General features: G+C 23.7%; 13 protein-coding genes. 9 read left to right on the top strand and 4 right to left on the bottom strand.

Annotated features, from left to right (window positions below; all coding sequences use genetic code 4):
• Positions 1-122: 122 nt before the first annotated feature.
• From MALL_RS00550 to MALL_RS04540, 3 genes are all read left to right on the top strand, one after another.
• On the top strand, positions 123-1,310 hold the full coding sequence (locus MALL_RS00550) for a phosphopentomutase (RefSeq protein WP_005683175.1): 1,188 nt from the start codon (positions 123-125) through the stop codon (positions 1,308-1,310).
• A 109-nt stretch (positions 1,311-1,419) separates the two neighbouring features.
• Positions 1,420-2,010: a hypothetical protein gene (locus tag MALL_RS04545; protein WP_005683207.1), complete on the top strand. Its 591-nt coding sequence runs from the start codon at positions 1,420-1,422 to the stop codon at positions 2,008-2,010.
• A 51-nt stretch (positions 2,011-2,061) separates the two neighbouring features.
• On the top strand, positions 2,062-2,391 hold the full coding sequence (locus MALL_RS04540; protein WP_005683174.1) for a hypothetical protein: 330 nt from the start codon (positions 2,062-2,064) through the stop codon (positions 2,389-2,391).
• 33 nt (positions 2,392-2,424) lie between these two features.
• Here MALL_RS04540 and MALL_RS00540 read toward each other — a convergent pair whose 3' ends face one another.
• Positions 2,425-4,488 (bottom strand): DUF262 domain-containing protein, encoded by a 2,064-nt coding sequence (locus MALL_RS00540; RefSeq protein ID WP_005683199.1) that lies wholly within the window; start codon positions 4,486-4,488, stop codon positions 2,425-2,427.
• Between the two features lie 479 nt (positions 4,489-4,967).
• Between MALL_RS00540 and MALL_RS00535 the strand changes: the two genes are divergently transcribed.
• Both MALL_RS00535 and MALL_RS00530 read left to right on the top strand, forming a co-directional pair.
• Positions 4,968-6,332, top strand: coding sequence for a P68 family surface lipoprotein (locus MALL_RS00535; RefSeq protein WP_005683189.1), 1,365 nt, complete (start codon positions 4,968-4,970; stop codon positions 6,330-6,332).
• A 29-nt stretch (positions 6,333-6,361) separates the two neighbouring features.
• Positions 6,362-6,826, top strand: coding sequence for a hypothetical protein (locus tag MALL_RS00530; RefSeq protein WP_005683215.1), 465 nt, complete (start codon positions 6,362-6,364; stop codon positions 6,824-6,826).
• Here MALL_RS00530 and MALL_RS00525 read toward each other — a convergent pair.
• From MALL_RS00525 to MALL_RS00515, 3 genes are read right to left on the bottom strand one after another with little or no spacing between them, the layout of a single operon-like run.
• Entirely contained in the window at positions 6,813-7,631 is an 819-nt protein-coding gene (locus MALL_RS00525) for an ABC transporter permease subunit (RefSeq protein WP_005683192.1), read from the bottom strand. The genes MALL_RS00530 and MALL_RS00525 overlap by 14 nt on opposite strands.
• On the bottom strand, positions 7,624-8,538 hold the full coding sequence (locus MALL_RS00520) for a carbohydrate ABC transporter permease (RefSeq protein WP_005683191.1): 915 nt from the start codon (positions 8,536-8,538) through the stop codon (positions 7,624-7,626). Before MALL_RS00520 ends, MALL_RS00525 begins: the two co-directional genes overlap by 8 nt.
• A complete protein-coding gene (locus MALL_RS00515; RefSeq protein WP_005683220.1) occupies positions 8,528-9,694 on the bottom strand; it encodes an ATP-binding cassette domain-containing protein in 1,167 nt (388 codons plus the stop codon). Before MALL_RS00515 ends, MALL_RS00520 begins: the two co-directional genes overlap by 11 nt.
• Positions 9,695-9,818: 124 nt before the next feature.
• Between MALL_RS00515 and MALL_RS00510 the strand changes: the two genes are divergently transcribed.
• The 4 genes from MALL_RS00510 to MALL_RS00495 all read left to right on the top strand — a co-directional run bounded on the left by MALL_RS00510 (position 9,819) and on the right by MALL_RS00495 (position 12,881).
• Entirely contained in the window at positions 9,819-10,859 is a 1,041-nt protein-coding gene (locus MALL_RS00510) for a hypothetical protein (protein ID WP_040545431.1), read from the top strand.
• Positions 10,860-11,204, top strand: a complete 345-nt coding sequence (gene rbfA, locus MALL_RS00505) for a 30S ribosome-binding factor RbfA (protein ID WP_005683202.1) — start codon at positions 10,860-10,862, stop codon at positions 11,202-11,204. It begins immediately after the preceding gene.
• 62 nt (positions 11,205-11,266) lie between these two features.
• Positions 11,267-12,115 (top strand): Cof-type HAD-IIB family hydrolase, encoded by an 849-nt coding sequence (locus tag MALL_RS00500; RefSeq protein ID WP_005683172.1) that lies wholly within the window; start codon positions 11,267-11,269, stop codon positions 12,113-12,115.
• A gap of 94 nt (positions 12,116-12,209) precedes the next feature.
• Entirely contained in the window at positions 12,210-12,881 is a 672-nt protein-coding gene (locus MALL_RS00495; protein ID WP_005683213.1) for a coiled-coil domain-containing protein, read from the top strand.
• Positions 12,882-12,917: the final 36 nt, after the last annotated feature.

The raw sequence follows: 12,917 nt of genomic DNA, 5'->3' as shown, positions 1-12,917 counted from the left end.
TTAAAATAATATAACTTTTAATAATTTGAATATGTAATTTTTTCCATTTTCAAAATTAATGCACGCTATCAATAAAAAATAGTAAAATTTAAATTAATAAACGCAAAATTTATAGGAGAATTATGGCAAAATTTAACAGAGTTTTTATGATAGTAACCGATGGTTTGGGAATAGGTGCTGATAAAGACCAAAAAAGATTTGGAGATACTGGAGCTAATACAATTAAATCCGCTTCTATGTCTGAAGAATTTAAAATTGATAACTGAAAAAAATTAGGTATTGGTAACATTACTGATTTAAATGGTAATTACCACGTTAAACAACCTTTAGCATACATGGCTAAAATACAAGAAGTTTCAAACGCTAAAGATACATTAGCTGGACATTGAGAAATGATGGGAATTAAAACATTAGTTCCATTTCCTACATTTTATGAAAACGGCTTTCCTCAAGAGCTAATAGACGAATTATCAAAAGCTTTTGATGGAAGAAAAATTATAGGTAATAAATCTTCAAGTGGTACTGAGATTATTGATGAATTTGCTCATGAAGAAAAAGCAAATGGTTCAATTATTGTATATACTTCAATGGATTCAGTTTTACAGATCTGTGCTCACGAAGAATGAACTGGTTTAGATAATTTATACCGTTATGCAAAAGAAGCAAGAAGAATTTGTTCTTCAAGACCTGAATGAAACGTTGGAAGAATTATTGCGCGTCCATATTTAGGTGACAACGGTAAATACACAAGAACATTTAATAGACATGATTATGCAAATCAACCACGTGAAATGATTTTAAATTCATTACAAAAAATCGGTGTAGAAGTTATTTCAGTAGGAAAAATTAATGACATTTTTGTTGGTCAGGGAATTTCAAAACACTATGCAAGTGGAAGTGATGAAAAAGGTATGGATGTAACTATTGATTTAGCAATGCAGGACACAAAAAACCAATTTGTTTTTACAAACCTTGTTGAATTTGATAGTCATTATGGACACAGAAGAAATGTTCATGGATATGCAAAAAACATTGCTAATTTAGATGTCAAATTAGGAAAATTAATAAATGCTTTAAAAGAAGATGACTTATTAATTATGACAAGTGATCATGGTAATGACCCACTTTATCCAGGATTTAATCACACAAGAGAGTTTTTACCAGCTACAATTTTTTCTAAGTCATTTACCAAACCTAAAGTTTTAGAAAACTTCAATGGATTAGGAACATTAGGAAATATTATTGCCAAAAACTTTGGTGCAGAATTAGTTAGTGAAACTGGCGATGATGTTTTTGAAAAATTAGTTTAATAATTTAAGTACGATATTCGTACTTTTTTATTCTGTTTTTACTGATTCTTTATAATCGTTTTACTAAGAAAATGATAAAATACAAATATATATTTTAAGTGGGTAAAAAATGGAAAAAAAGAATGTTGTAGATATTAATGAAAATTTCATAAAGCACTTGAGCATTGATGTTTTAGACATTTTACTAAAAGATCAAACTACTAATAAAAATATTATTTGAGCAACAAATAATTATATAAGTAAAGGTGATGAATTTAGCTTTGATGCACAAATAAAAGCCGAATTAATTACTGGTCACAATTATCGTGTTATTAAACCAAGATGTTTAAAAGCTAAAGAGGAACAAAATGCTCGTATTAAAAAAATGGCAGAAGTTTTTACTCCATCATGAGTTTGTAATGCACAAAATAATTTAGTCGATAATGAATGAATGGGATACGAGAATTCTTTTAATATTCCAAGTAAAGATAATAAAACATGAGTTGCTACAGAAAAAGTTGAATTTAAAAATAGAACTTGACAAGAATATGTAGAAGATACACGTATGGAAATTACGTGCGGAGAAGCTCCATATTTAGTTAGTCGATACGATACTGTAACTGGTGATTATATTGATTTGAAAAATCGTATTGGTATATTAGATAGAAAGATGCGCATAATTAATGAAAACGTAAACGAGCATGATTTATGACTTGAATAAGTTTATATAGCATATAAAAATACTTATGGTTATGATTATCAAGGAGATAGCTTGTTATTAGCCCGTGAGAATTTATTTTATTCTTTTATGGAATACTATTTTGAAAAATTCAATAAAGATCCATCAATAGACATTCTTAAACAAATAGCAACAATAATTTCATTTAATATTTGACAAATGGATGGTTTAAAATATGTAATACCTGAATCATGTACAAACAAAATCGAAGAAATTACTTTGTTTGGTGTACAAACAATTGATAAGGAATGTGATGGTTGTTCAAAAAATATTGGGACTAAACATAATGGAATAAGAGCAAAAATAAAAGATTGAAAAGAAAATAAAACAATTGAATTTGTTAGATTATTAAGCCACCATTAATAAAGAATAAAATAAAATGAGCCAAAGCTCATTTTATTTTTCGCGATAACCTTTTAATTTAATTTGAGTAAGATATACATTACATTTTTCTGCAATAATTCTAACCCGTCTCATTTTTTCATTATTATTATATTCAGAACCAAAGTAGATATTAGTACCTAATATTTTTTCTGGTCTAAGCACTAAATCAGAATCTTTAGATAAATATTTATTAAGATTGCTTTCATTATCAAGAACGTTGTAGTAGTTATCATGTAAATATTTAAGAATTGTCATAATAGCTTGTATCATTGAATCTACTTTATATTTTTTTTCTAAAATATCAACTTGAACAATTTTACAAGAAGTAAATTTTTTAAATGTTAAATTTTCAGAAATGTCAAAGTCTTCATCAGCGTTTGAAGTTTTTATAGTACCTATTTCTCTTTCAATAACATTATATAATCTTTTATTATTTCAATTTTTAACTTTTTTAAGATCGCTTTTGTAAGTTTTATTGACCAAATTTTCTTCATCTTTTCTTATGCTATTATCTGAAATGTTTCTATTTATTTTTTCAGAATTTATTTCAGAATTTTTTATTTTATATTTATCAATAGATAATTGTTGTAGAACTATTTTTACAGATTCATCAGTTCTTTTGTTTATTTCATCTTCAGTTCATTTTGGAGAATTTATTACTGGTTCTCATAAGGTATGGAATCTAGTACCTCGTATTTTTATTTCTTCTTTTTTTATCGAAAATTTACTATTTGATAATTTTTGGTTGATTCCTGTTAAAGACATATTACCAAGTTTATTAACATTTTTTTCATGCATTTCATCATTATATAAATATTCGTCTTCTTCTTTTCACTTAGCTATATTTTGAGGCATTATATGCTCTATTTGTATGTCTTCATTAATAACTATTTTCTCTTTAGAAAACAATTTGAGTTCAATAAGTAATAGGATTATTAGTAATTTTTGCTTATTATTTTTATAAACGTTATTTTTTCTTAACTCGTCTTCTATTTCTTTATCGTTTACCATATTTTTATCAGAAAATAAAATTTCCTTAAAACCTTTTAAAAAATTGGAATAAGCATATTTATCTTTAACTCTTTTATAAATATTTGTAAACATTTTATTAAAGTTTTTGGAATCATTTATTATTTTTTTTCTTAATGCAAAAACAAGTATAACTGTAAAAATTTTTTCTAATTCAACTAAAGATATTTTTTCTTTTTTATAGTCATTTAACAAGGCAAAAATTAAAGGTAATAATGTTTTAAGACTTATTTGTTTTATTCATCAAAATATATTTGTTATATTAGAATTAAATTCGCATTTTTCTGCACCCTTTGCCTGTTGATAATAATTACATAAGAATAATAATTCTTCAAGCGCATTTGTTTTTTGATCATTTGTTTTTATAACTTCTTTTAATTTTTCATAAACTTGGTTTTCATTTACATTTGTTAAACACTTGTACATTACGTATATATTAATAAACACATTTAAGTCTTTATCTAGTCTCTGCTCAATTGGTTTTCAATAATCATTGAAATATTTTTCCAATTTTTTTTCATCGTTTATTGACATCAATAAATAATTTTTTATTTTTTCTGCTGTTGTTAAAACAAGGCTTGAACCATTTATTTTCTCAAAAATTAATTGCGGATCTTCATCTGCATCAATTTCTATACGTGTAAAATAGATTCTCCTTAAAATGTTTAAAAAATCATGTTCATTTAAATTTTGATCAAAGTCTTTTTTTATTAATAATGAAAAACATTTATATATATCATAAAATTTATTTTTTGAATCTCTTTTTTCATTCATAAAATGTTCAAATTCTTTACTATCGTTTGTACTGTGACTTATTTTAAAATTTTCAGTTGAATCTTTAGTATTAACATCATAGCTATTAAGAATATATTGTTGTTTTAAATGGTTTGAATGTAAAAAATCTGCAACAGCTTTAATAAAAATTAAAATAGTTGTTATTCGTTGTTGACCGTCTATTATAAAAATTAAATCTCCTTTACCTATATTTTTGGATCTTCAAAGAAGTACTGCATCTAAATAATGTTTTTGTTTTTCACCGTTATACAACGCAAGAAAATCTTGATAAAATTCATTGCTATTTTTTTACTTCACGTGTAATTTCGCTGATAAACAGGAACTATATATCTGTTATTGTTTTTAAAAATGTTATCAATAAAATTAAATTTTTCATTTTGACTCATAAATCCTCTTATACATTAATTCAGTAAGATAATAATACGGACAAATTTTAAAAACAAAAATTCTGAAAAATATTTTTCAGATAAAAAAATAGTTATTTGATTCAAAGCACAGTAGAAATTAAATGTATACTAAAATTTTCAAATAATTAATATATGAAAACTTTACCACATTTATATCTAAAAAATGCTTATTTATAGGTATTTACTAAAATTTATATGTTTCCATATTTTTCCACTTTTTCAACTGTTTTTGTTTTTTTCATATATTTTTGATAAAAATTTTCATTTTGTAATATAAAAATATTGCTAACAAAAAAATTTGTAGTAAAAATTTAGGAGAAATAGATGAAAAAATCAAATTTAGTGAAAAAAAGTATCTTTTCACTAGTATCGCTAGCTGCCATTATTAGTGCTAGCGCATGTACAACAACAAATAAACAAGTTGAGAATCAAGTTGTTTATAAAACTGATAGAGCAGTTGCTGATAATAAAGTGGTACTACAAACTGCTCAAAATCAGTATTTTCCACTAATGATAGCTTTACAAGAATTAGTTCCAATATACAATGAATTAGAAAAAAATAAGGAAGGTTTTTTACCTGTTGAATTACAAAAACAAGATGTTACTAAAGCAACTTCAGAAGCTAACTTAGCAAAAAACGTAATAACAAATATAGAAAGTAATTCTTCTGATGTGCCTAATTTAATTTTAGGTAATCAAGCAAGTGCTTATTTAATAAATAAATATGATAAATTATTAGATTTAAGTGATACAAACATTAATAAAGAAATTTTTCCAAAAAAAGTAATAAATCAATTTAATTTATTGCCAGGTCAAAAAAATGTAGAAAAAATTTATAATATTCCATTTGACATTACTGACACTGATGCATTAGTTTTTAATTTAGACATTATGAATGTTATTTTCGAACTTGTTGAGAAAAACGGTGGAAATGTAGATAAAAACCTAGAGGTTTATAAAAAGGCACAAGTCGCTAAAGAAAATACAAATCAAATACCTGAAACAAGTATGTTTAAGTACTTAAAGGCAAAAGATTCGAATGCTTTTAAGGATTTTAAAATCGATAATACAACATTTAGTTCAATTGAAAGTATTCAAAACTTTTCACTAGAAGTTTTTAATAGAACTAAATTTGATATTGCATCGTTAAGTGCAGAACAAAAAGCTAAATTAAGTGATGTTCAAATTTTCACAATTGATTACCAAGAAGATGCATTTAAAAAGGATTTAATCAATAGAACAAATGGACAATTTTTATGAAGCTTAGATACAAAAGAAAACAACCTAATAAAATTTGATTTAAAAGATAATCAAAAATTACAAACAGAATTTAGTACTCTTTGAGATAAGTGAAATTCATATAACAAACAAAGTTTAGTTGAAAAAGTCGGAGAAGATACAAAATCATACTTTTCAATTAAATACGCAAACAATAAAACTCAGTGAGCTTCATGAGACATTAGAACATATAATACAGCTATTGCTTTTGCTGCAGCAGTAGGAACTAATCAATCATATGATTCAATAACTTCAAGAAACTTTTTTTCACGTAAAGACGCAACAGCACCAAAACGTTGAGCAAGTAATATTGATGTAAATTGAAATTCACAAGTTTTTAATTCTAATGCAGATAAAAACTTAAAAACATCTTATAACTTAGGTGGTTCATCATTAATTGCTTTATCGTAGACAAAGGGAAAGAAGATAAAGCAACTAAAATGTTTTTAGATTGATTATTTTATGGTCAAGCTAAAATTGGAAATGAAACTAAGTTTGTTAGAGATTTAATCATGGAAAAATCAGGTTACATAGTTCCAATTAAAGAAATGGTCAGTCAAGAAAAACTTACAGAAGTAAAAACAAAAATAAGTTCTTTAAATGTACAAATACAAACTATTGCAAAAAAAGCTGATGCTAGTGATGATGATAAAAAACTTATGTATAAATTAGAAACAACTAGAAATTACTTTATAACTGCACAAATTAGTTTACAATCACTTCTAAAATTTACTGAATCAAATGACATTATTTCAACAACGATTTATTTAGATGAAGATTCATCAAAACTAAATGACTTGTTAAGAACTTCATTAGAATCATTAACTAATGAAGGTAGTGCAAAAGTTGAATTAAATGGTCAAGAAGCATTAAAAAAATTCTTAAGTGCAATTAAGAATTCTTAGAAATAATTTTATTTATAAAAGGTGAAAAAATTAAGTAAATACTTAATGGGATGCTTAGCGCAATAATTGCCCCAGCGCTTTGCACATTTTCAAGATTTGAAAAACCTGTATCACCTAAAAATCTAAATCAAATACCAATAGTATCCAATTTATATCCACTTAAAATAAAGAGTGGTCATAAATAATCGTTTCAAACATTAAGGGTACTAAAAATTACTAAAAGAAACAAAGGCATTCTTAACTTAGGTAAATAAACATACAATACTTGATGTCTAAAACCTATGTTATCAATCTGAATTGTTTCTTTTTGTTTTTCTTTTATCTCTTCAAAAGTTTTGAAAATATTAAGGAAAATAAAATACGAAAAGATAGAATTTGTTATCAAGCTAAATGCTAACGACTTGTTAATTAAATTTGTTTCAATCAAAACTTTTTTTAATGGCAAAAATAGTACAACATCAGGAATTAAACTGATTATTAAAAGAAATATCAAAATAAATTTAACGATTACTTTTGGTAGTTTATTAAGTGCTATGGCAGCTAATATAAAAATGAATAATCTTATTAATAACACTAAAACAAGTGAACTAATACTTAAACCTAGTGCTGGTAAAAAATTTGTGTTTAGCGCTTGTTTATAGTTATAAAAATCAAAAGTATCAGGGCTAAATGAGACAATATTATTCGTTTCAAAACTATTTGAATAATGACTTTTTACAAATAAATAATAAAGAGGAAACAAGAAGATTAATAACAAAAATATAACAAGTAAATATTTTAAAAATTCTTTAATTTGTTTAGACATTTGTACTCCTTTTTTTAATATAAATTATTTTATTTTGACTAATATAAATTAAAATTCTATATATAAATAATGTTACAAATATATAAAGAATAAAAACAAAACAAGCAGCATTTGCTAATTCAGTTTTTATTGAAATTGAATTGTTTTTAGGAATTATTATTTCAAAAATATAACCGGCAATAACCTGCCCGTTAATAAAATCTAAATCAATGTTATTGTCAATAAAAAAGCTTGGTAAAAACAAAATTGCTAATGAAAAATTAGTATATACAATTAATTTAAAAGAGTTTTTAAGTTCAGGTAAAAAAACATATAACAATTTATCTTTTTTACCTAAATTATCTATGAATAAGGAGTTTTGGTATTTTTTCTCTATTTTATTTAAACCAAAAAGGAAAATAACTATATTAAAAGGTAATGTTCTTCACAAGAAAAAAATTAAATATATTATAAATATAGAAACTGAATTTTTACCCTGTGCAAAACTTATATTTAAATTAAATAATTTAGCAAAAGCATTATTTGAACCAAAATGAAACACAAAAGATATACCATTTGCAAAACTTGATATAAAAAATTGTGAATATAACAAAGTTTTTAAAACATTTTTACCAATTTTTGACTTTATTGTATTTACAAAAAGCGCTATAAACAAGCTTAATATTAATGATAAAGGCATAAAAACAAAAATAATTAGTGTTGTATTTTTAAAAGAATTTAAAAAGTATTCATCATTAAATAATTTATTAAAGTTATCTAACCCAATTGTATATCTTACTTTTGTTCCATAAGGAAAAACTTTTAAGGAATCTACAATAGAATTTATTAATGGATATAACGTAAAAAAGCAAACAATAAAAAATAAAGGTAATAATAAAAATAAATTTCAAATTTTTTTATTTTTCATAAACACGTTCTCCAGTTTTATTAAAAACAAAAATATCATCTTTTTTTATTGATGTTGCAACAAAATCATTTATTTCAAAACTATTATCATCACTTAATCACTCGATATTTTTATTGAATTTTTGAGAGTATATTTCATATAAAAATAGTCCATTTAATGTTTTTTTTGAAACAATATAATTTTTTGACTCACTTGATTTAATAACTTTAAGTGCGTTTTTTTTCAAATAATAATAATTTTCGTTTTCTTTATATAAATAATCATTTTTAAAATTGTTAAAAAAGTTTGCAACCTGGAAATTTTTAGGATTATTAACTAAATAATCAACACTACCATGTTGCAATAATTCTCCTTGATTAATAAATAAAATTTCATCACTAATTAACATAGCGTCGTTTTTATCATGAGTAACTATAAAAATAGAAAGATTAAATTCCTTTTGAATATTTTTTATTCAATCTTTAGACTCTTCTTTAATGTTTGCATCTAATGAAGCAAAAGGCTCATCCATTAAAATGATATTTGCTTTTTTAATAAGTGCTTTTGCAATTGAAACACGTTGCTGTTGTCCGCCTGATATTTTTAAAGAATTATTTTTTAAAATATGATTTATTTGTAATTTTTCAGTAATTAATTTTATGTCATTATTTATTTTCTTTTTAATATTTAATACATGAAAAATTTTAAAATAGCTTTTTTCAAATTTAAAATTCATAAGTAAAAAACAAACTAGTAAATAATAGTGAAAAAAACCTTTTGTTTTTTTATTTGTGTATTTTTTTAGCAGTTTTTCTATGTAATGATTATTTTTATTATCTTTATTGTATTTAGCTATAGATGAGGCAAAAAAGTCATATCTATATGTTGTAGAATTAATAGCTGATAAATATATGTTTTTATAAACACTAATACTTTCATATAAATTAAAATTTTGGAAAATAAATCCAATATTTTCCTTATTCATTTTTATTGTACCTGTGTTTGGTTTTGCAAGTCCAGATATTAGTTTTAAAAACGTAGTTTTACCTGCACCAGATGGACCTAAAATAGAAACTATATTTCCCTTGTTAATAGTTAATTTTTCTATATTTAAAATTTGTTTTTTATCAGTTAAGTATTTTAAATTTTCTATTTTTAAGAGTATTTCTTTATTCATTTTTAAATTATATTTTATTAATAAATAATAATAAATAAATTATGAAAATTTATCTTTTAAAAGGTTTCTTTTGGCAATTTTAGTTCTTAATAAAACTAATTAGTAATATAGTAAAATATAAAACATGGACAAATATAAAATATATGTTGATTTTGAAGCGATTGATTCAAAGCTTTTAAGACAATTAAAATTAAAAAGAAAACACTTACATTTTCCATATTGCTATACGATTGGTTATAACAATAATGGTCAATTCAAAACAATAACTAAAATATTAAAATTAAAAAATCTTAATAGCGATAATATTTATCGAACTCTAAAAGGCTCATTGTGTACCGATATTAATAAATTAGTAGGGCAAAAAATAAATATTGATGCTCAAAGTGTTGTTTTTATCGGTTGGAATCCATCATTAGAAACTTATATTACTCAGTATTTGTTTAAAATGCCTACTCAACCTCAAATAATGTTAAATAATTTTTCACTCGATTTTGTTTCAAAAGGAGGTGAATTTAAAAGTAACTATTTTGATTCTGTAATGAACTTAAAATTAAAAAACCGTGCTTTTAAAAGTGTTTTAAAATTTAACAAAAGTGGCTATACAGCAGCATTTATTGGCGCTTTATTGCTGGCTCATTATCAAAACATTCCGTTTGAAGAATCAAAATTAAGCGAAAAACAAATTAATTTAATTTTAAAAGAACTTAGAGAATACAATCAAGATGATGTATTAAAAATGTGATATGTTGAACAAAACATAAATGAAGTTAATATGAAAGTTAATAACATAAGAAATATAGAACTTGAAATACATTCTAAAGATCATGAATTAAGAGAAATATTGACTAGTGCCGAATATATCTCAATCAATTTTTTAAATAAAAATTTATCTTATGATGTGTTTAAAAAAGAACTCATTTTAAAAATTTCAAAACTTAAAGAACAAGCAAAAAAATTTAAATCCGAAGAAGTACACTCAATTGAATCAATAAAAATTTTCAATGAATTAAGAAGAGCAAAAAAATGTTTAATTTTAATAACAGATACAGAAAGAAATATCGCGAATATTGAAGAATTTTTAACAATTTTACTAAATAAAGTTAAAATTATTAATAATGATGTTACAGAATTAAAAAACTGTTTATCAAAAGCCAGGGAGGAATAAATGAACAATATTAATTTACAACGAAAAGAAAGTCAAATTCATCAATTAATTGCAAGCATAATAACAATAGAAATAACAAACGTAAATGTAATTGATCCTGTAGTCATGGACGTTAAATTAAGTGCAGATTTATCGCATTGTAAAGTTTTTGTTAACTTTGGTTCAAAAAAACAAAAGGGATTAGAATCTTTAAATAATAGTGCCGGTTTTATAAGATCATCTTTATCAAGATCATTAAAATGAAGAAAAGTTCCTCACATCCATTTTTATCACGATGAAGTAAGTGAATATGGAAGTAATATTGATGCTATTTTAAGAAATATTAAGAATGAAAACGAAAAATAAAATTAAATTTGGTAGTGGTTTTTAATTGCTACTTTTAATTTATATTTTGGTAAAATAAAATAATGAAAAAATGAGCAGTTTTTAGCGATGTAGATGGAACAATTTATGGTTTTCCAAATAAAATATTACCTTTAGAAAATGAATTAAAAGCAATAGAATTAGAAAAAAGAAATGTACCTTTTATAATAAATACCGGTAATGGTCCTTTAGAAAAAATTCAACGTTTAGCTGAAAAATTAAAATCAAAATATATCGTTTGTGCCTCTGGTGCAGTTGTTTATGACAATATAGACAAAAAATATTTACATGTTGAATATATTCCCTTAGATGTTGCAAAAAAAGTTTTTGACTTGGCAAATAAGTTTAATTTTCCACTTTATTATTTTGGTATTGATCAGTACTATATGCATAATTATTCAAAAAATATGTATAAATTTTTAACCGACTTTTGTGAATATGATAAATGAATTTTAGACGGAAGAATTAATCAGGACATACATAAAATAGAGTTTTATGGAACAGAGCAACAAATTATAGATGCAAATAAAGAATTATTAAAAGCAAATTTAGATCAAGAATTAACAATTATGTTTATGGGCACACATATTGAAATAGTTAAAAAAGGTGTTGATAAAGGCACAGGGATGAAGTGACTTTGTGATAATGTTTTACAAACAAATTTAGAAGATGTAATGGCAATAGGCGATAGCGCAAATGATTTAGGAATGTTTAATTTAGCTGGTTATACTTATGCTATGGATAATGCTGACATCTTAACTAAAAGTCATGCAAAATATCACGCTCGCGATGTTAATCAAGCAGGCTTAGCACACGCTATTGATGATTATTTATATAGAAGTGATTTTGAATTAAAAAGACAAATAAGTCAACAACAATCTAAGAAAAAATAATTGATTCAAAAATTGTATTGAGGAAAGTATTTGATATTTTCCTTTTTTTGTTTTCTTAGCATAAAAATAAATATTAATATGTAACGGAGATAAAATGAAATTACATGAGATTATAAAAAAAATAGAAGAAATTTACAATAATAACAACGATTTAAACATCAATGTTAAAACAAATTCAAAAACTAAAAAGATTAAGGTTATAATTAATGAAATAGAAGAAATTCAAAAGAGAGATGGAAACGTGAATTTAAAAGAAACGAATAAAAAAATAGAGGTAGTTGTTAAAGATGTTGAAGGTATAAAATCAGACATTAAAGACTTGAATAATAAATTTGACTATATGGTTAATATTTTTACTAGTTTTACTGAAAGGCTTGAACAAACCCATAATATGGTTTTAAATTTAGCAGTAACTGTTAAAAATAATCATGAAATAACAATGAAAAGATTAGATAAATTAGAAGAAGATGTTTCTATACTTAAAACTGAAATGAAAGAAGTAAAAGAAGACATTAGGGTTTTAAAATCAGAAATGAAAGAAGTAAAAGAAGACATTAGGGTTTTAAAATCAGAAATGAAAGAAGTAAAAGAAGACATTAGGGTTTTAAAATCAGAAATGAAAGAAGTAAAAGAAGATATTAGGGTTTTAAAATCAGAAATGAAAGAAGTAAAAGAAGACATTAAAGTTTTAAAAGAAGATGTTTCAGTTTTAAAAAATGATATCAATAATGTAAAAAAATTTGTTGGATATCCTTCATTTGTATAAATTAAAATTTAACATTTTTCATTAATAAAAATACAA

The organism is Mycoplasmopsis alligatoris A21JP2 (assembly GCF_000178375.1).
In the GTDB taxonomy this organism is placed as follows: Bacteria; Bacillota_I; Bacilli_A; order Mycoplasmatales; family Metamycoplasmataceae; genus Mycoplasmopsis; species Mycoplasmopsis alligatoris.
Note: the sequence above shows the minus strand (reverse complement) of the source record. Positions and strands in the feature narration are given on the sequence as shown.